This window comes from Pseudomonas sp. 2FE (assembly GCF_005503735.1).
Lineage (GTDB): Bacteria > Pseudomonadota > Gammaproteobacteria > Pseudomonadales > Pseudomonadaceae > Aquipseudomonas.
This window is the reverse complement of the sequence record NZ_SCMO01000001.1, coordinates 716,263-733,474: the sequence shown is the minus strand read 5'-3', so window position 1 is coordinate 733,474 and position 17,212 is coordinate 716,263. Positions and strand designations below refer to the sequence as shown.

Annotated in this window: 19 protein-coding genes; 8 read left to right on the top strand and 11 right to left on the bottom strand. The window is 63.1% G+C overall.

The window, feature by feature from the left end:
- The first annotated feature begins 13 nt into the window (after nucleotides 1–13).
- Nucleotides 14–511 (top strand): transcription elongation factor GreB, encoded by a 498-nt coding sequence (gene greB / locus FFS12_RS03525; RefSeq protein ID WP_137885545.1) that lies wholly within the window; start codon nucleotides 14–16, stop codon nucleotides 509–511.
- A 59-nt stretch (nucleotides 512–570) separates the two neighbouring features.
- Here the strand turns inward: greB and FFS12_RS03520 are convergent, their stop codons facing one another.
- Nucleotides 571–894, bottom strand: a complete 324-nt coding sequence (locus tag FFS12_RS03520) for a hypothetical protein (RefSeq protein WP_137885544.1) — start codon at nucleotides 892–894, stop codon at nucleotides 571–573.
- A 222-nt stretch (nucleotides 895–1,116) separates the two neighbouring features.
- Here FFS12_RS03520 and thpR point away from each other — a divergent pair, with 222 nt between their 5' ends.
- From thpR to FFS12_RS03505, 3 genes are all read left to right on the top strand, one after another.
- Entirely contained in the window at nucleotides 1,117–1,689 is a 573-nt protein-coding gene (gene thpR / locus FFS12_RS03515) for an RNA 2',3'-cyclic phosphodiesterase (protein ID WP_137885543.1), read from the top strand.
- A 167-nt stretch (nucleotides 1,690–1,856) separates the two neighbouring features.
- Nucleotides 1,857–2,801, top strand: coding sequence for a triacylglycerol lipase (locus FFS12_RS03510; protein ID WP_137885542.1), 945 nt, complete (start codon nucleotides 1,857–1,859; stop codon nucleotides 2,799–2,801).
- A gap of 94 nt (nucleotides 2,802–2,895) precedes the next feature.
- A complete protein-coding gene (locus FFS12_RS03505; protein ID WP_137885541.1) occupies nucleotides 2,896–3,930 on the top strand; it encodes a lipase secretion chaperone in 1,035 nt (344 codons plus the stop codon).
- A 53-nt stretch (nucleotides 3,931–3,983) separates the two neighbouring features.
- Here the strand turns inward: FFS12_RS03505 and FFS12_RS03500 are convergent, their stop codons facing one another.
- Nucleotides 3,984–4,418 (bottom strand): DoxX family protein, encoded by a 435-nt coding sequence (locus FFS12_RS03500; RefSeq protein WP_137885540.1) that lies wholly within the window; start codon nucleotides 4,416–4,418, stop codon nucleotides 3,984–3,986.
- Between the two features lie 103 nt (nucleotides 4,419–4,521).
- Nucleotides 4,522–5,943, bottom strand: a complete 1,422-nt coding sequence (locus FFS12_RS03495) for a transglycosylase SLT domain-containing protein (protein WP_137885539.1) — start codon at nucleotides 5,941–5,943, stop codon at nucleotides 4,522–4,524.
- A 231-nt stretch (nucleotides 5,944–6,174) separates the two neighbouring features.
- On the opposite strand from FFS12_RS03495, the gene FFS12_RS03490 reads away from it, so the two are divergent.
- Both FFS12_RS03490 and FFS12_RS03485 read left to right on the top strand, forming a co-directional pair.
- Nucleotides 6,175–6,987, top strand: coding sequence for a TatD family hydrolase (locus FFS12_RS03490; RefSeq protein WP_137885538.1), 813 nt, complete (start codon nucleotides 6,175–6,177; stop codon nucleotides 6,985–6,987).
- Nucleotides 6,988–7,176: 189 nt separating this feature from the next.
- Nucleotides 7,177–7,539: an Mpo1-like protein gene (locus FFS12_RS03485; RefSeq protein WP_137885537.1), complete on the top strand. Its 363-nt coding sequence runs from the start codon at nucleotides 7,177–7,179 to the stop codon at nucleotides 7,537–7,539.
- Nucleotides 7,540–7,560: 21 nt separating this feature from the next.
- On the opposite strand, the gene FFS12_RS03480 is transcribed toward FFS12_RS03485, so the two are convergent.
- Entirely contained in the window at nucleotides 7,561–8,358 is a 798-nt protein-coding gene (locus FFS12_RS03480) for an acyl-CoA thioesterase II (RefSeq protein WP_137885536.1), read from the bottom strand.
- Nucleotides 8,359–8,456: 98 nt separating this feature from the next.
- Between FFS12_RS03480 and FFS12_RS20080 the strand changes: the two genes are divergently transcribed.
- On the top strand, nucleotides 8,457–8,600 hold the full coding sequence (locus FFS12_RS20080) for a hypothetical protein (RefSeq protein ID WP_256657256.1): 144 nt from the start codon (nucleotides 8,457–8,459) through the stop codon (nucleotides 8,598–8,600).
- 306 nt (nucleotides 8,601–8,906) lie between these two features.
- Here the strand turns inward: FFS12_RS20080 and FFS12_RS03470 are convergent, their stop codons facing one another.
- From FFS12_RS03470 to FFS12_RS03450, 5 genes are all read right to left on the bottom strand, one after another.
- Complete coding sequence (locus FFS12_RS03470) at nucleotides 8,907–10,901, bottom strand: DUF3488 and transglutaminase-like domain-containing protein (RefSeq protein WP_137885534.1); 1,995 nt, start codon at nucleotides 10,899–10,901, stop codon at nucleotides 8,907–8,909.
- On the bottom strand, nucleotides 10,898–11,923 hold the full coding sequence (locus FFS12_RS03465) for a DUF58 domain-containing protein (RefSeq protein ID WP_137885533.1): 1,026 nt from the start codon (nucleotides 11,921–11,923) through the stop codon (nucleotides 10,898–10,900). The genes FFS12_RS03470 and FFS12_RS03465 overlap by 4 nt, the downstream gene beginning before the upstream one ends.
- Nucleotides 11,920–12,837, bottom strand: coding sequence for a MoxR family ATPase (locus FFS12_RS03460; RefSeq protein WP_137885532.1), 918 nt, complete (start codon nucleotides 12,835–12,837; stop codon nucleotides 11,920–11,922). The genes FFS12_RS03465 and FFS12_RS03460 overlap by 4 nt, the downstream gene beginning before the upstream one ends.
- 216 nt (nucleotides 12,838–13,053) lie before the next feature.
- The gene (locus FFS12_RS03455) at nucleotides 13,054–13,662 is read right to left on the bottom strand and encodes a flavin reductase family protein (protein ID WP_137885531.1); all 609 of its coding nucleotides are present in this window, start codon (nucleotides 13,660–13,662) and stop codon (nucleotides 13,054–13,056) included.
- A 124-nt stretch (nucleotides 13,663–13,786) separates the two neighbouring features.
- Nucleotides 13,787–14,065: a hypothetical protein gene (locus tag FFS12_RS03450; protein WP_137885530.1), complete on the bottom strand. Its 279-nt coding sequence runs from the start codon at nucleotides 14,063–14,065 to the stop codon at nucleotides 13,787–13,789.
- A gap of 244 nt (nucleotides 14,066–14,309) precedes the next feature.
- On the opposite strand from FFS12_RS03450, the gene FFS12_RS03445 reads away from it, so the two are divergent.
- Nucleotides 14,310–15,329 carry a patatin-like phospholipase family protein gene (locus FFS12_RS03445; RefSeq protein ID WP_137885529.1) on the top strand — a complete coding sequence of 340 codons (1,020 nt, stop codon included), beginning with the start codon at nucleotides 14,310–14,312 and terminating at the stop codon, nucleotides 15,327–15,329.
- A gap of 183 nt (nucleotides 15,330–15,512) precedes the next feature.
- Here FFS12_RS03445 and glsB read toward each other — a convergent pair whose 3' ends face one another.
- The gene (gene glsB, locus FFS12_RS03440; protein ID WP_137817209.1) at nucleotides 15,513–16,421 is read right to left on the bottom strand and encodes a glutaminase B; all 909 of its coding nucleotides are present in this window, start codon (nucleotides 16,419–16,421) and stop codon (nucleotides 15,513–15,515) included.
- Between the two features lie 83 nt (nucleotides 16,422–16,504).
- Complete coding sequence (locus FFS12_RS03435; RefSeq protein ID WP_137885528.1) at nucleotides 16,505–17,197, bottom strand: response regulator; 693 nt, start codon at nucleotides 17,195–17,197, stop codon at nucleotides 16,505–16,507.
- Nucleotides 17,198–17,212: the final 15 nt, after the last annotated feature.

Sequence of the window (17,212 nt, the reverse complement as noted above, 5' to 3'; positions counted from 1 at the left end):
GTAACTGAGCATCATGAGCCGTTACCGCCCACCGCGTTCCGCTGGCACCCCGCTGATCACCCCCGAAGGCGAAGCACGGATGCGCGCCGAACTGCACGAGCTGTGGCATGTACGTCGGCCGCAGGTCACCCAGGCCGTCAGCGAAGCTGCCGCGCTCGGTGATCGCTCGGAGAACGCCGAGTACATTTACGGCAAAAAAATGCTGCGGGAGATCGACAGCCGCGTGCGTTTTCTCAGCAAACGCTTGGAAAATCTCAAGGTGGTCAGCGAGCACCCGTCCGACCCGAACAAGGTCTATTTCGGCGCCTGGGTCACGATTGAAGATGAAGAGGGCTTGCAGGCGTGCTACCGCATCGTTGGCCCGGACGAGCTGGACCTTAAACAGCACCTGATCAGCATCGACTCACCGCTGGCGCGCGCCCTGATCGGCAAAGCGCTGGATGCCGAGGTACGGGTTCAGGCGCCGACCGGCGAGAAGACCTGCTACATAGTCGAGATCCAATACCGCTAAACCCAGCCGGTCTTGCTTGCCGGCCAGATAAGCTCGGCGGCGCAAGCCAAGGCCGGCGCTTAGCGCCGGGTAATCAGCCCCTGCCGCGCCACCCGCACCAGTTCCCGCACGACCTCCTGCAAGCGCTCGGCAGTCGGCGCCTGCACCACCGCCAGGTCGAAACTGTCGGTTGCAAAGCGCGCCAGCGACTCGTCATCGCGGGCAAATTGAATCAGGAAGGTGCGTGATCCATCCCAGCGCTTCGGCCAGCCATCGAGATAACGCAGCAATGTCGGCTGGTGATTGCCGCCGAGCAGGATTTTCGGATTGCGTTGAATCAACCCAGAGGTGATCGGGGCCAGGCGAACCAGAGGCTTAGGGTAGAGAGGTTTAGGACAGCTCATACGGTTGTGTCTCCACCTCAAGAATTCCGCTAGGCAGCGGTGAGAGGCGACACCGAACCAGCGCTTTAGCGGTATTTCGAAGCCTTGATGAAAGACTTCTATGAGAAACCTTCATGGAAGGTGCTCGGCGCCCCGCAAGTAGCTGTTTAAATCGGCGCATGGGGCGGAATCCTAGAGAAGCACAGGCAATACTGTCAAGACGCCCCCTTGGAGCAGTCAGCCATGAGCACACCCCCTCTGCGCTTGTTCTTTGCCCTCGCCTGCCCGCCCGAGTTGGCCCGAACCATTGCCGCCTGGCGTGACAGCCTGTACCTGGACGGCCGGCCGGTTGCCGCAGGCAATCTCCATCTGACCCTGGCCTTTCTCGGTAGCCAGCCGCGTGGACGCATAGACGAGCTGAAAGCGCTTGCCGCCAGTCTGCAGGCTCCGGCCTTTAATCTGCCGTTGGAGTCGCTGCACCGCTGGCGCAATGGCCTGCTCTATCTCGCGCCCAGCCAAACGCCAGCCGCACTGCTGACCTTGACCCAGCAGCTGCGCACCGATTTGCTCAACACGGGTTTCAACCTGGAAAGCCGCCCCTTCCACCCGCACCTGACCCTGGCTCGCCACTGCCCCCTATTTACGGTCGATGCCAACCCATCCTTCGATTGGCCAGTGAGCGAGTTTGCCTTGTTCGCCTCGGAAAACACCGCCCGTGGCACGCACTATCGGCTGCTGGAACGCTGGCAATTACTCCCAAGCGGCAGCGCTATCGTTTCACCACGTAACAGCAGCACCAGCTTGCAGCGCCCCTGAAAACTCAAAATTCGCGCGCTAAAGCTCGCCCCAGAGCCGCTGCCTGCGGCTGCCTGAAAATGGCATGAATCGTGCACTGTGCCCTGCGCTGAAGTGCACGCCCTTGGATGGGCGTGCGGCTCGCAAGGATTGCGCTACCCGCCTATTCCCCCCTTACGAGAGCGCACATGAACAACAATAAAACCCTGCTCGCCCTCTGCCTCGCTTCTGGCTTGCTTATCTCAAGCCAAGCCGAAGCAGGCTGGTTCGGCTCATCCGGCTACACCCAAACCAAATACCCTGTGGTGCTCGCCCACGGCATGCTGGGTTTCGACAGCATCCTCGGCATCGATTACTGGTACGGCATTCCCTCAGCCCTGCGCAGCGATGGCGCCAAGGTCTACATCACCGAAGTCAGCCAACTCGACACCTCCGAAGCACGCGGCGAACAACTGCTGGCCCAGGTAGAAGAGATAGTCGCGATCAGTGGCCAGCCTAAGGTCAATCTGATCGGCCATAGCCATGGTGGCCCGACCATCCGTTATGTCGCCGCCGTGCGCCCCGAACTGATCGCCTCCGCCACCAGCGTTGGCGCGCCGCACAAGGGCTCGGCCGCCGCCGACTTCATTCGCCAGGTCCCGCCGGGCTCGGCGGGTGAAACCCTGTTGAACGGGATAGTCAACGGCCTCGGCGGACTGATCAATTTCTTCTCCGCCAGCTCCAGCACCACGCCGCAAAATGCGCTGGGTACGCTGGAGTCACTGAACAGTGCGGGCGCCGCGGTGTTCAACGCCAAGTTCCCGCAGGGCATCCCCACCACTGCGTGCGGCGAAGGCGCGTACAGCGTCAATGGCGTGCGTTACTACTCCTGGGGCGGCACCAGCCCGCTGACCAACCTCCTGGACCCCAGCGACCTGCTGCTCGGCGCCACCTCGCTGACCTTCAACGGCGCCGCCAACGACGGTCTGGTCGGCCGCTGCAGCTCGCACCTGGGCCAGGTGATCCGCGACGACTATCGGATGAACCACCTCGATGAGGTGAACCAGGCCTTTGGTCTAACCAGCCTATTCGAGACCGACCCCACCACGGTTTACCGCCAGCAGGCTAACCGCCTGAAAAACGTCGGCCTGTAAACACCGGCAGCGGGGCCCGGCTGGGCCCCGGCTGTTCGCCGACCACGCTCCTCATGACCCGCTCAACATGACCAACTCAACATGAGTAATACCCGTGAAGAGACTCTTGCTGCTTCTGCCTGTTGCCTTTAGCGCCTGCGTGGCGCTGATGCTCTACCTGCAACCGAGCGCGATACCGACCAACGTGGCCACGACACCAGTTCCAGTCGCTGCGCCCGAACCGTCTAGCACTCCAGCCTCGACCAGTCCAAGCAACCTGCCGGCAGCACCTTTGCCGGCCACGCTACAAGCGCTACCGCCGTCCTTCAAAGGCACACAGGTCGACGGCAGTTTTCATCTCGACGCGGCCGGCAACCTGCTGGTCAGCGAGGACATCCGGCACATCTTCGATTACTTCTTGAGCTCGATTGGCGAGGAGTCATTGCCAAGCAGCGTCAAGCGGCTGCAAGACTACATCGCCGGTCAGCTTGAGCAGCCAGCCGAGAGCCAGGCCCTGGCCCTGCTCGATCAGTACCTGAACTACAAAGCTGAACTGGTGCGGCTGGAGCGCGACATGCCGCAGTTGAGCAGCCTGGATGCGATCCGCCAGCGCGAAGCCGCGGTACAGGCGCTACGGGCGCGACTGTTCAGCCCCGAGGCGCATCAGGCGTTTTTCGCCCAAGAAGAGGCCTACAACCAGTTCAGCCTGCAACGCCTGGCCATCAGCCGTGACGACAGCCTGGATACTGCCGCCAAAGGCGCCGCGCTGGATCGCCTGCGCGAAAGCCTGCCCGCGGAGTTGCAGGACAGCCTGCTGCCACAACTGCAAAACGAACTGCACACGCAGAGCGCACAACTGCTAGCGCAAGGTGGCAGTGCCGAGCAGATCCGCGCGCTGCGCCAGCAGTTGGTAGGCGCCGAGGCCACCGCTCGACTGGAAGCGCTGGATCAACAGCGTGCAGGCTGGAATCAGCGTGTAGCGAACTACAGTGCCGCCAAGGCCAGGATCCAAGCCGAGCCCGGGCTGAGCCCTGTGGATAAGGATCAAGCCATCCGCCAACTGGCCGAGGAACAGTTCAACGAACAGGAACGCCTGCGCCTGGATGCCGCCATCCAGCTCGCCGCCGCCCGCAACCAAGGCAAGCCCTAAAACGTCGAAAGCCCGCACAAGGCGGGCTTTCGTTTGTCGCTGATTGTTCAGCTTCAGCCGGCGATACGGCGATCCAGCGACAGCTTGCCAGCCCCTTCGATCAACAGTACTGCACTGATCAACCCCAGGATCATCGCGTATTCAAAGCCATTCGCGGTGATAAAGAAGCCGTTGACCCAATGCACAGTCAGCACCGCCACCAGCATCGCCACGACCAGCGCCAGCGCCGCCGGGCGTACCAACAAACCAATCACCAGCGCCAGGCCGCCGAAGAACTCCGCACTACCGGCCAACAACGCCATCTGGTAGCCGGGCGTAATACCGATGCTCTCCATCCACTGGCCGACGCCCACCAGGCCATAACCACCAAACCAGGCGAACAATTTCTGCGCGCCATGAGCGGCGAAGGTCAGGCCAGCGACCACGCGGAGAAGGGTGATGCCGTAACCCGCATGGCTAGAAAGCACGGATTTGATCAGGTTATTCATTGCTGCTGTCCTTTTGCTTGAGGGGGGTTGTTGGACGACAGCTTAGAAGATATTTTCGATATTAAAATCGCAAATTATCGTTAATCAGCATTGAATAATTTGATCACTTTCGCAAACTCGCTACCCGGCCCTGCGGCTCCAGTCGATAACGCTCACGGTCATAGGCCAGGTAGTACTTGTTCACCGCGTTGACGTAACTGGCGACGCCCATCCCCACCTGCTCCATGGCTATACGCTCGACCTGGAAGAACCACTGATTAGGGTTCAGACCGCGGCGGCGCGCCTCCGCCCGAAAGCCTTGCACGCGCTGCGGGCCCAGGTTGTAAGCGGCGAGGACAAAGGCCATGCGCTCACGCTCGTTGATCTGGGCGCTGTTGAAAAAACTACGGCGCAGCTTGGCCAGGTACTTGACGCTAGCCTGCACATTGCCGTCCAGCACCTGCACATTACTGACCCCAACGCTGCGCGCCGCCGCCGGGGTGATTTGCATCAACCCGGTGGCACCGCCAGCGCCACGCGCACTCGGGTTCATCGTCGACTCTTTGAAGGCCAGCGCGGCCAGCGTCAGCCAATCGAAGTCATGCTGTTCGGCATAGCGCTGCAACACCGGGCGGACTTTTTCCAAACGCTGTCGATCGGCCCGCGCCAGCGGGTAATGCACCTTGTACAGGCGGCGATAGACACGCTGGAACACCGCGTCTTGATCCGTCGGGTTGCGATAGGTCTTGAGAAAACGGTCGATGCTGGCGCGCAGCATGGGTGCATCACGGCGCACGAACCAGTTGATATCACCTGCGTTAGCCAGCACCAGATGACGCTCGATGCGCAACTTCGGCATGACCTTAAGCCAACGCTCGGCAATCGGTTGCTCGACCGCCGTCAGGCTGAAGATGCCGGCCTGCACCATCTCCAGCACATCCTCTACCGCCAGGCTGGGGTCAACCCACTCGACCACGATGGGCGGCAGTTTGCGTTGCGCCAGCTTCTGGTTAACCGCACGCAGCGCCTCGGCGGCGGCACTGCCCGCCGGCAACGCCAGGCTGCGGCCCGCCAGTTGCTCCAGACGCTGGTAACGCCGATCGCCCTGTCGGCCGACCAAGACCAGGGGCACATCATTGCCAATCGCCACACCTGGGCTGACATCCTGGCCACTGCGAGCACTGAGCAATTCGCCAGGGACAACCAGATCGCCTTCGCCACGCTGCAGAGCACCAAGCAACTGGTCTTTGGCTTTCGGGATGATTTTCAGGGTCAGGCGGCGGCCATCACCAGCGTTGCGGTTGAGGTATTGCTCGAAAGCTCGCAGGCGGTGATATTCGACGCCAATCGCCTGACCCTTCACCTCGCCGGAGCTATTGCGGCTCTGGTTAACCAATACGCGCAATACCCCGCTGCTGCGAATCTGCCCCAGGTCGCGGGCAGCACTCGGTTGCTGCCAGCCTTCCGGCGGCCCAGCCAAGCGCGCAGCCGCCGGTAACGGCAGCAGCGCCAGCAGGCAGAACAGAAGCAGCAGCGGTCGCGTCATCAAGTCTCCAGAAGAGGGTCAGGCTCAGCCAACCTGACCGCCTAAGAGCACTGCGCCCTGGAACAAGTTCCCGGCGCGCGCGGGGCGCGGAGGTTCGCATAGCTCGCCTGCAGATGCCAGTTTCAATATGTATTCGACATTAATAACAAACGCTAAGCGACTGTAACTATTGAATTTATTTATAAATAAACAGCTCTGTTATGCTGCACCGCTCAGCACTGAGGTAGCACCATGCAACTCATCGACATCGGCGTCAATCTGACCCACGCCAGCTTCGCGCAGAAGCATGAAGCCGTCCTCGCTCGCGCCTACGCAGCAGGCGTTGCTCAGTTGGTGCTGACTGGCACCAGCCTGGAAGGCAGCGAACAGGCGCTTGCGCTCTGCCGCCAAGGGGATGAAACCGGCACCCGATTGTTCTGCACCGCCGGCATTCATCCGCATGACGCCAGCAGTTGGAACAGCGCTAGCGCGAGCCAGTTGAGCGCCTTGCTACAGGAGCCAGAAGTGCGTGCCGTCGGCGAATGCGGGCTGGACTTCAATCGCGATTTCTCGCCACGCCCGCAACAGGAAAAGGCCCTGGAAGAGCAACTGGCGCTGGCCGTGGAACTGCAACTCCCGGTGTTCCTGCACGAACGCGAGGCCGACCAGCGCCTGCTCGCGATCCTGCGCGACTACCGTGATCGTCTACCGGCAGCGGTGGTGCATTGTTTTACCGGCGAGAAACGTGCGCTGTTCAACTATCTCGATTTGGATCTGCATATCGGCATCACGGGCTGGATCTGCGACGAGCGCCGTGGCACTCATCTGCATCCATTGATGCGGGAAATTCCCACAGGGCGACTGATGCTGGAAAGCGACGCACCCTTCCTGCTACCCCGCAGCCTGCGGCCGAAACCGAAGAACGGGCGCAACGAGCCGGCCTTTCTGCTCGAGGTGCTGCATGAAATCGCCCGCCACCGCGGAGAAAGCCCAGAACAGTTGGCCGAGCACACGACCGCTTGCGCCCGCGCCTTCTTCGCCCTGCCCGAGATCGCCGACGCCTAGGCTCTAGCCGCTCCCAGCGAGCCCTTGAGCCAACACGAAATAACCAGCAGCAGCCCACGCCCTTTCATCGTGCTTGGCTGCCGCTTCTATTAAGTAGTCCCCTGTCTGGCCGGGCCAGCCATAGGCCAGGCACCCGCGCAAACCTCAACAGCCGCCTAGACTCCCTGCAAACCTTCCGAGGATTGCATCATGGGCAGACACCGCCCCAACCTGCTGACCTGGCAATGGCGCGGCTACGCCGCCACCCACCGCAACCCGATCAACCTGATCGTGCACCTGATTGCCGTGCCGCTGTTTATCCTGGCCAGCCTGATGCTGCTGTCCGCCCTGTTCCAGCTCCGCGTGCTACCGCTGATCCTGGGCGTGATCGGCCTGCTCGCCGCCCTCGCGCTGCAGGAGCATGGCCACCGCCTGGAGGCCAAGGCCCAGGCGCCGTTCAGCGACACGACCGATGCCGTACAGCGGCTGTTGCTCGAGCAGTTCTTTACCTTCCCGCGCTTTGTCCTCAACGGCGGCTGGTGGCGGGCCTGGAAAACCCGTCAGCGGCGTTAAGTGCAGCGGTGCCGACGAGCCTCAGCCGAACACCGATACGGTCTGCCTACTCAGCGCGATCAGCTCGCCATCCGGCGTCCACAGCCCGGCGGCGATATGGCCGTAGCCATCCCGGGCATGCTCGATCTGCGCGCGGTACAGGCACCAATCGAAGGTGCTCAATTTCGGCGTCGGCTGCACGAACTCAATGGTCCAGGTCAGCGAACTCCCAGGCGCCGGGGCGCGTAAATGTGACAGTACTGCGGGCGGCCAGGCATCGACCAACGCCAGAAGATGAGCCGCATCGACCACCTCGGCTTCGGTCTCACCGCGTAAGCGCACCCACCCGCCCATTTCCCGCGCCGGGTTATTGGTGAACGGCATGCCGCCAATACCCCAGCGCATTGCCAGGTAACGGGTGAACTCCGGGGTCACGCCTTCGATATAGGGCAGTTCCTGGCATTCCTCGACGGGTTTGATCAGCGGTGCGGGTTCGGCTACGACGTCGATGGCCGAATCGCGGGAGGCACCGAAGCTGCCCTGCACCAAGGTCACGACTTGGCCGTTCTGCACAGCACGACCGAGCACCTGACTGACCGCCTTACCTTCGCGCAGCACCTCCACCTCAAGGCTCACCGGCGTATCGACGGCTAACGGCCCGACAAAGGAGATCGCCAACGAACGGACCGGGCGCCCTGTCGGCACTTGCGCACGCATGGCTTCGTACACCAGCACCGCCGCCACCCCACCAAAAACCGCGCGGCCCTGGCCCCACTGACTCGGCACCACGACGGACGAGGGATTGGCGCGAACGGCTCTAAGCAACTCGGAAAAGGTCATGCTTGCCTCAAAACAAAAATGCGTCCGCGATCTTAGGGGATAGGCCACCCCTGGCGGTAGCCAGTTAAAGTGCCGGTTAGGCCAATTCAACGGGGAAAATGGGCAACCCTGTAAGCCGCGCTACGTCAACGGCCGGGAAAGTACTGCTGCAACGGCAACAGCGCCTGATCCGCCAGTTGTTCGGCGGCGGCCAGCACCTAACGGTGCGCGTCGAGCGAACGCTGCGCGGTATGCGCCTGTAGCTCGGCCAATAGCACCTCGCTTTAAATGCCCCAACGCAGCGGCAGATTCCAAGGGGTCGTTCTCGATAAGCCCACGCAGCGGTGGTAGCAGGCTGTGTAACTTACGCAGGGCGAAGCGCAGATCGTGCAACGCCTCACCATCGGTGCGTGCAGCCAAGCGCGCACGGCAGGCCTGCAAGTTGATCGCCAACCGCAACACCTGGGCAATCAAGGCATCGACACATCCAGCCATGGCACACGTCCTTGAGTAAGGGGCTTTAGCTTAATCAGGCGCTCGTCACAAACAAGTGATCGATAGTCGCAGGCTCAGCGCTGGGTGTGGGTCAGGCGCCAGGGCAAGGCGCGGCGCAGTTGCGCCAATCGTTGCCGCAGTTCGGCTGGCTCAGCGCTCCGACCAGCATAGCGCTGCGCCTCGAAAGCGGCGGCAAACGCCCGAATCTGCTCGGCCTGCGCCGGCATGGCTTGCCCCGCGCGCTCGGCAAAGGCCCGCGCGCCCTCGCCCGCAGCGCGGCGCAAGCCATGCCGCGCGAGCAAGCGCTCGAAGTGCCGATAGAGGCGCTGCTGCAGATCCCGCTCACGCCGCCAGGGTTTGAACAGTGCTAGCGCCAGCAAGCCCAGCAGCAGCCCGCCACCGCCCACCAGCGCAAGCACTAGATCACGCGCCTCCAAACGGCCAAACCAGCGCTGCAGCAACTGCACCTGCTGCTCCCCCTGGTAGCCCAACACCCAGCGCTGCCAGCCGTGATTGAGGTTATCCCAGCCCATCCGTAGCTGGTTCAGCCAGTTGATATCGCGATAACGCAGCAGCGACAACGGCGAGCCTTCGAGAAAACTCTGCTCCCCGGCGATGGCCTGCTCCAGCCCCTGTTCGATCCGCTCCGGTGCCACCTGAAACGTCGGATCGACACTGACCCAACCCTGTTCCGGCAACCAGTATTCGACCCAGGCATGGGCATCGAATTGCCGCACCTGCAGGTAATTGCCCGTAGCGCTCAGCTCGCCGCCCTGATAACCCGCCACCACCCGCGCCGGTATGCCGGCCGCGCGCAGGACGAAGGTCATGGCTCCGGCGTAATGCGCGCAGAAACCACTGCGGGTGCGAAACAGGAACTCATCGATGCTGTCGGCCCCAACCGGCGGGGGCCGCAGGGTGTAAGCGTAGGGCTCACGGTTGAAATGCCCCAGCAGCGCCTGCACCAACGCCTGCGGCTGCGGGTATTGGCGCTTCAACTCCAGGGCCCAGGCCCGGCTGCGTGGGTCACCCTGCGCCGGTAACTGCAAGGCGCGGCGCAAAGCAGTGCTGGAGTCTGCGGGCTCGCGCAGGGCCTGCGGCCAGGAAGTCACCCGATAGAGCAAGGTCTGCTCCACTGGCTGTTGCCGCTCCAGGCGGAAATCACTCATCAGCCGGGTCTGGGCTAGATCCGTGGTCGCCACATCGAGGCTGAACAACCAGGGCCGCGCGCTGGGCTGCATGATGATGCTGTAACTCAGCGGCTCACCGCGCTGTTCCCAGGCCGGTGGAGCGGCTGACTGCGCGCCGGCGGCCTGCGACCAGCGCCGACCATCGAAGCGTTCCAGGGTCAGGGCGCGCCAGTACAGCTGGTTGCGCGGCGGCGGCGGGCCATCGAAGCTGGCGCGGAAAGCCAACTCGGCGGAGCGGCTCAGCTCGGCAATATCGCTCGGCGCCATGCTGTCGGAAAGCCCGCTGACGCCCTGATCCCTCGGCCCCGGCAGCGACCACAGCGGCCCCAGTCGGGGAAAGAACACAAAGAGCAGCAACATCAACGGCAAGGCTTGCAGGAGTAAACCAGCCGCCAGGCGCAAGGTCGGCCAAGGGTGCATGGCGAACGCACTTTGTTGCAGGCCGATCAGTGCCGCCAGCAGCGCAGTGACCGGCAATAGGCTGAACAGCGCGGCGAGCAGGCTGTCATCGAATAAGTAGGCGGTAACCACCGCGAAAAAGCCGAGCAGGATCAGCACCAACGCATCGCGGCGTGTGCGCATTTCCACCAGTTTGAGGATGAAGGCGGCGATCAACAGCAGCACCCCGGCGTCCAGACCGATCAAACTGCCGCGCGAGAGCAGCACCCCGCCGACGATGCCTACCGCCAGCCCGGCCTTGACCCAGGTGTCCGGGTAACCCGCACGCATGCGGAAAATCTGGATGCGCCAGCCCGCACAGCCCAGCCACAAGCCGATGATCCACAGCGGCAGATGCGCCAGATGCGGGATGATCACCAACGCCTGGGCCACCAGCAGCCAGGTCAGGCTGATCCGGGGAATCGGCTGGGCCGCGCTCATGGCTGCCCCAACCGCCGGTCGAAGACCCTGCCAACTGTCCCCCTGCGCCCGGCTGAGGGCAGGGTAAGGGGCGGCTCGCCGAATAGTGCCAAGGCGCGCAAGCAGGCTTCGCGATGGTTCTCACCGCTGTCCGGCGCCAGCACGCTGCCAGGCAGACTAAGCGCGAAGGGCTGCTGGCGCTCCGACAGGTGCAAGACCCAGTGGCACAGCAGCGACAGACGCGCCTCCACATCGCCTTGCAGCGCCGCGAAGTCCAGCCACAGCTCGCGCCCGGCCAGCGCCGCAAAATCTTTGACCAGTAAACCCTGCCCGCGGGAATAGGCCTTCCAGTACAAACGCCGTTTGGAGTCGCCGGGCTGGTAGCTTTTCAAGCCTTGGAAGTCATCCGCGCCAAGCCCGAGGGTTCGCGCACCGTCATCCTCATCGTCCTCACGGGCACCGGCGGCCAGCGGCAATTCACCCGCGAGCGGGCGTGGATAGACCAGCAGCGCCTGATCCAGATCGACCCAACTCCAGGCCACCAAGATGCCCAAGGGGAAGCGACTCTCCACCCGCAAGCGCCCCGGCCGCAGCCAGCCACGGCGCAGGGCCGGCCGGCTCAATTCACACTCGCTGACGCCCTCTCGCGCCACATCCAGTGCCTGTAGCGCGGCCGGCGGCCAGCCCAGGCCGATGGCTTGATGGGCGCGACCGCGACTTTCCAGACGCACGCGAAAACGCGCCAGCTCACCGACAAACAGCGCAGCGCCACCCCCGGCGTGCAGCGTCAGCCCGGCCAGATTGCGGTAGGTATGCAAGATGGCGACGATAAAGACCGAGGCCAACAGGAAGGTCAGGCCATAGGCCAGGCTGTTCTGGTAATTGATCGCGGCCAGCAGCATCAGCCCCAAGGCCAAACCGAACGCGGCACCGATGCGGGTCGGAATGATGAAGATCCGCCGCTGGGTCAATTGCACGCTGGCCGCCGGCGGAATCCGCCGCAGCAACCAGCGCTGCCAGCGGCTTTTCAGCCGCGCCCTCAAAGCGCCGGCACCTCGCGCAGCAGCCACTGGACTAACGCGCCGCCACCATGCCCCGCCGGGTCGGCCCGCTCACGCAGCCGGTGGCCAACCACGGACGGCAGCACGGCTTGCACATCTTCCGGAATCACATACTCGCGTTCCGCCAGGAAGGCCCAGGCGCGAGCCGCCGCCAGCAAGGCCAAGCTGGCGCGTGGCGAGAGGCCCCAGGCGAACTGCGGCTGAGTGCGGGTGGCTTCCACCAGGCGCAGTACATAGTCCACCAGCGCATCGCTGGCGCGGACTTTCGGAACTTCGGCCTGCAGCGCCGCCAGTTCGACATGGCTGAGAATCGCCGCAAGGCGCGGCAACAGCGCGCGGCGCGCCTCACCCAGCAACAGGGCTTTTTCCGCCACCTTGGCGGGGTAACCGAGGGACAGGCGCATCAGAAAGCGATCGAGCTGCGACTCCGGCAAGGCGAAAGTGCCGCCCTGGCTGACCGGGTTCTGCGTGGCGATGACAAAGAAGGGTTCCGGCAACGGGCGGGTGGCGCCCTCGATGGTCACCTGGCCCTCCTCCATCGCCTCTAACAAAGCACTTTGGCTCTTCGGCGTGGCACGGTTGATCTCATCGGCCAGCACCAGCTCGGCGAAGATCGGGCCGGCATGGAAGACGAACTGCCCGGTGTCCTTATCGAACACCGAGGTGCCGAGGATGTCGCCGGGCAACAGATCGGAAGTGAACTGGATACGCTGGAAGCTCAAACCCAGCACCTTGGCCAGCGCATGACTGAGAGTGGTCTTGCCCATCCCCGGCAGGTCTTCGATCAACAAATGCCCGCGCGCCAACAGGCAAGCCAACGCCAGCCGCACCTGAGGCTCCTTGCCCAACAGCACCTGATTCACCGCGTGCAGACAGGCATTCAGTTTCGTGTGCATGGTCACTCCTTATGATCAGACGCCCGATGCTACCGGTGCGCCGACCAGCGGCAAAGCGCCAGCAACCTTATAGAGTGACGAAACACTGAAACTAGTGGACTGAGCGGTTGATTCGTTACCTCTTGCGGTATCCGTAGGCTGGGTAGAGCCGTTTTTGGCGAAACCCAGCCTACGTGCTAGAGCCGCCCTCTCCCCCGCGCCTCGGTTTGGCCCGGCCTAGCCAGGGCGGGCCATATCGAAACGGTCGCGAGTCGTGCAGTAACGGCTGCCGCCCAGACGCCCAATCAGATCCAGCTTCTGCGGATCGATCCGGCCGTGACCATCCAGAACCCGATCATCGATATGCGCCAACAGCACACGGGCGAAGACCAGGTAACAGTTGGGGTTATCCCGTGGATACGGCTGCACCTCGGCCAGCGCACATTCGAACGCCACCGCCGCGCCGGCCACCCGTAGTGGCTTGACCCGGCTGGCTGGCAGAGTGGCGATACCACAGTGTTCGAATTCACTGACGCCATGCGCCAGCTGTGCCGCCGAGGCATTCATCGCCGTCGCCTGCGCGGCCGAGACCAGCTGGATCACCAACTCGCCGGTGTCCTGCACGTTGCGCAGGGTGTCCTTGAGGCGGCCGTCGTCATGTGCACCGACATTGACCAGCAGGGTCGGCGGCTCATCGCTGATCACCTGGAAAAAACTGAACGGCGCCAGATTACTCACGCCGTCTTTCGCCAGTGTGGAAACCCAGGCGATGGGCCGCGGCGTGACGGTCGAGGCCAACCAACGGTAAACCTCCACCGGGGTCAAGGTTGCGAAATCGAGTTGCATCAACACCTCTCTATCTGAACACCGCACAGCTAAACGCCGAGTCGCCCGCTTTACCAGCGTAAATACCTACAACGCCCTGATCAGGCCCGCAACAAGCCGATCAGGGCGTCTCCCGCCAGCGCCCTCAGCTCCCGGCACGCGACTCGCGGATGTAGAAGCGGGCTTTCTGCGCTTTAGCCGCGCAGCCTTCAAAGGCTTCGAACTGCTGCTGGGTCTTTGCCGCAGTGAGCAGCGAAAGGGCTTTGGAATAGCTCACGGTACCGGCAAAACCCTCGGCCTTGGCGAGATCCAGTTCCCGCCAGGCGGCATCCAGTTGACTACCACAGCTATCACGGTAGGCGGTTTTACCGGCACAACCGGCCAGCGCCAAGACCATCAGGGGTAAGCAGATCCAAGCTTTCATCAACAACGCTCCTCGAGAAGGGAAAACGGCAAGAGTCTAGTCTGTCAGTAGGACGACGTGGAACCGGAAAAGTGCAGTTCGTGACGCAACCGGCAAGCGTCCGTTAACCCGCGGCCAACGAATCGGCTGACACAAGGGAGCGCTGTTGACTGACGACGGCTGACCGTCGTTTTTAACCTAGCCACCTTGGCGCAGCCAGAGGGCACGCGTATGGTCTAAGACACAGCGTTACGGGGGAGCAGCCATGAGCAAACGAGTAGCCCTAGTTCTGGGTTCAGGGGGCGCGCGCGGTTACGCGCATATCGGCGCGATCGAAGAGTTGGAGCGGCGCGGCTATGACATCGCCTGTATCGCCGGCTGTTCGATGGGTGCGGTGATCGGCGGGATCTATGCCACCGGCAAGCTGAAAGAATACCGCGAGTGGATCGAGAGCCTGGACTACCTGGATGTGTTGCGCCTGCTCGACGTCAGTTTCCGCCTGGGTGCCATCCGCGGCGAGAAGGTGTTTGGCAAGATTCGCGAGATCGTCGGCGAGATCAAAATCGAAGACCTGCGGATTCCCTACACCGCCGTCGCCACCGACCTGACCAACCAACAGGAAATCTGGTTCCAGGAAGGCTGCCTGCATCAGGCCATGCGTGCCTCGGCGGCGATTCCAAGCTTGTTCACGCCGGTCATCCAAGGCAAGCGCGTGCTGGTCGACGGCAGCCTGCTTAATCCGTTGCCGATCATCCCGGTCGTCTCCAGCCATTGCGACCTGATCATCGCGGTCAACCTCAACTCGACCAACCAAAAGCAATACCAGTTGCCGGTCATCGAGCGGCCGCCGGCGATCAAGAGCCGCATAGACCTGCTGATGGGCTCGCTCGGCGCGCGCCTGCCCTTCCTGCGCAAAACCGAAGGCACTGGCGAGGAGCTTTTGCTGCTGCAAGAGCAGGCCCTACTCGCCAGTACGGCCAGCCGTAACCCCTGGCTCGGCGAACGGCGCGCAGCGCAGGCGAACGGCACGCCCAAGTCCGCCAGCGGTTCGCGGGTGGCCGACACCAACGGCCCGGCGTCGCTGCTGGAGCTGGTCAACCAAAGTTTCGAGGTGATGCAGACCTCCTTGGCGCAATACAAGATCGCCGGCTACCCGCCGGATATCCTGATCAACGTGCCCAAGCGGGTCTGTAGCTTCTTCGAGTTCTACAAGGCGCCGGAGCTGATTCAGCTGGGCCGGCAGATCACCAGCGATACGCTGGACAAATACGAAGCGGATGACTGAGCAGAAACCCTAGGAACTCATCGAACCGCCCTAAGAGCCTGTTCACGATCTCGCGAGCTAAGGTCAGGCAAGGCGAAATCGGGCGAAAAAGCGCAGTTTACAAGTGGTAAATGAGCATTTTGAGCCCGATTTCAACGCCGCATGGCCGACGCGCAGCAGATCATGAACAGGCTCTAAGCCAAATCAAAAAATCGACCAGCCGATCCTGCCGGAGAGCTTCTCCAGCGCCGCCATCCCGGCCAGCGAGTTGCCGGACGGGTTGAGCTCCGGCGACCACACGCACACGGTGAAGCGTCCCGGCACCACCGCGACTATGCCGCCGCCCACCCCGCTCTTGCCCGGCAGGCCGACCCGGTAGGCGAAGTTGCCGGCCTCGTCGTACAGGCCGCTGGTGGCCATGATCGCGTTGACCTGCTTGACCTGGCGTGGGCTCAGCACTTGCTCGCCACTGTGCCGGCAGCGGCCCTGGTTGGCCAGGAAGCTGAAGGCCCGGGCCAGGTCGGCGCAGCTCATGCGCAGGGCGCAATGGTGGAAGTAGCTGCGCAGCACCTCCTCGACCTCGTTATGGAAGTTGCCGAAGGACTGCATCAGGTAGGCCATGGCCGCGTTGCGCGCGCGGTGCTGGTATTCCGAGCGGGCCACCAGCTCGTCGGAGACCACGTGCGGGTTGCCGCTCAGGCGCCGGGCGAGGTCACGCAGCGACTGCGCCGGGGCGGCGAAGCGCGACTGATTGATGTCGCAGATCACCAGGGCGCCGGCGTTGATAAAGGGGTTGCGCGGAATACCGCGCTCGAACTCCAGCTGCACCAGGGAGTTGAACGGCTGGCCGGAGGGCTCGTGGCCCAGGCGCTGCCAGATCTCCTCGTCGGAATGCTGAATCGCCTGGACCAGGCTGAAGACCTTGGAGATGCTCTGGATCGAGAACGGCACCAGGCCGTCGCCGGCGCAGTACAGCTCGCCCTCGTTGCTGTACACCGCGATGCCCAGCTGCGCCGCCGGCACCTTGGCCAGCGCCGGGATGTAATCGGCCACCTTGCCCTGCCCGATCAAGGGTCTGACTTCGGCGAGAATCTCGTTCAACAGTTCCTGCATGATGTCCTTCGCTCAAGCCCGCGTGGAGGGTTTCCGCGCCACTAGTCGCTAGACGCCAACCAGGGGGAAGGAATCACAGCCGCTCAACTCTCGCGCAGACGATAACCAACCCCGGCCTCGGTGACGATAAAGCGCGGGTTAGCAGGATCATCCGCGAGTTTCTGCCGCAGATGACCGACCACCACGCGCAGGTAGTGGCTGTCCTCGACATGGGTTGGCCCCCAGATGTCTTTCAACAGCTGCTGCTGGGTCACCACCCGCCCGGCATGCCGCGCCAGCTGCGCCAGCACCGCGTACTCCTTACGCGTCAGGCTGACTTCGGCACCATCCAGGCTGACCTGACGGTAGGCGAAATCCACGCTCAGCGGGCCAATAGTCACCACCACTTGCGGGCTGTCGCCGGCTTGCGCCTGGCGCAGCAAAGCCCGTACGCGGGCGAGAAACTCCTGAATACCGAAGGGCTTGGTCACATAATCATTCGCGCCGCTGTCCAGCACCTGGACTTTCTCGGCCTCACCGGCGCGCACGGAAAGAATCAGCACCGGCACCGGCGACCACTCGCGCAGCTCCTTGAGCAGGCTATGGCCGTCCATATCCGGTAGACCGAGATCGAGCACCAGTAGATCCGGCTTGCCCAGCGCGGCTTGGGCCAGACCCTCGGTGCCATTGCCGGCTTCGATGACCTTGTAGCCCTGGGCCGCCAGGCTGATGCGCAAAAACTTGCGAATCTGCGGTTCGTCGTCGATGACCAGGATGGTCGGTTGGTTGGTCGTCATAGACTCTCGAATCAG

What these genes read in the sequence shown, in the direction of transcription:
- greB (WP_137885545.1), top strand. Translation starts at nt 14, where the DNA reads ATGAGCCGTTACCGCCCACCGCGTTCCGCTGGCACCCCGCTGATCACC.
- FFS12_RS03470 (WP_137885534.1), bottom strand. Translation starts at nt 10,901, where the DNA reads ATGAGCGCGGCCCAGCCGATTCCCCGGATCAGCCTGACCTGGCTGCTG.
- FFS12_RS03510 (WP_137885542.1), top strand. Translation starts at nt 1,857, where the DNA reads ATGAACAACAATAAAACCCTGCTCGCCCTCTGCCTCGCTTCTGGCTTG.
- FFS12_RS03445 (WP_137885529.1), top strand. Translation starts at nt 14,310, where the DNA reads ATGAGCAAACGAGTAGCCCTAGTTCTGGGTTCAGGGGGCGCGCGCGGT.
- FFS12_RS03520 (WP_137885544.1), bottom strand. Translation starts at nt 894, where the DNA reads ATGAGCTGTCCTAAACCTCTCTACCCTAAGCCTCTGGTTCGCCTGGCC.
- FFS12_RS20080 (WP_256657256.1), top strand. Translation starts at nt 8,457, where the DNA reads ATGGGCAACCCTGTAAGCCGCGCTACGTCAACGGCCGGGAAAGTACTG.
- FFS12_RS03485 (WP_137885537.1), top strand. Translation starts at nt 7,177, where the DNA reads ATGGGCAGACACCGCCCCAACCTGCTGACCTGGCAATGGCGCGGCTAC.
- FFS12_RS03495 (WP_137885539.1), bottom strand. Translation starts at nt 5,943, where the DNA reads ATGACGCGACCGCTGCTGCTTCTGTTCTGCCTGCTGGCGCTGCTGCCG.
- FFS12_RS03435 (WP_137885528.1), bottom strand. Translation starts at nt 17,197, where the DNA reads ATGACGACCAACCAACCGACCATCCTGGTCATCGACGACGAACCGCAG.
- thpR (WP_137885543.1), top strand. Translation starts at nt 1,117, where the DNA reads ATGAGCACACCCCCTCTGCGCTTGTTCTTTGCCCTCGCCTGCCCGCCC.
- FFS12_RS03500 (WP_137885540.1), bottom strand. Translation starts at nt 4,418, where the DNA reads ATGAATAACCTGATCAAATCCGTGCTTTCTAGCCATGCGGGTTACGGC.
- FFS12_RS03460 (WP_137885532.1), bottom strand. Translation starts at nt 12,837, where the DNA reads ATGCACACGAAACTGAATGCCTGTCTGCACGCGGTGAATCAGGTGCTG.
- glsB (WP_137817209.1), bottom strand. Translation starts at nt 16,421, where the DNA reads ATGCAGGAACTGTTGAACGAGATTCTCGCCGAAGTCAGACCCTTGATC.
- FFS12_RS03450 (WP_137885530.1), bottom strand. Translation starts at nt 14,065, where the DNA reads ATGAAAGCTTGGATCTGCTTACCCCTGATGGTCTTGGCGCTGGCCGGT.
- FFS12_RS03455 (WP_137885531.1), bottom strand. Translation starts at nt 13,662, where the DNA reads ATGCAACTCGATTTCGCAACCTTGACCCCGGTGGAGGTTTACCGTTGG.
- FFS12_RS03480 (WP_137885536.1), bottom strand. Translation starts at nt 8,358, where the DNA reads ATGACCTTTTCCGAGTTGCTTAGAGCCGTTCGCGCCAATCCCTCGTCC.
- FFS12_RS03490 (WP_137885538.1), top strand. Translation starts at nt 6,175, where the DNA reads ATGCAACTCATCGACATCGGCGTCAATCTGACCCACGCCAGCTTCGCG.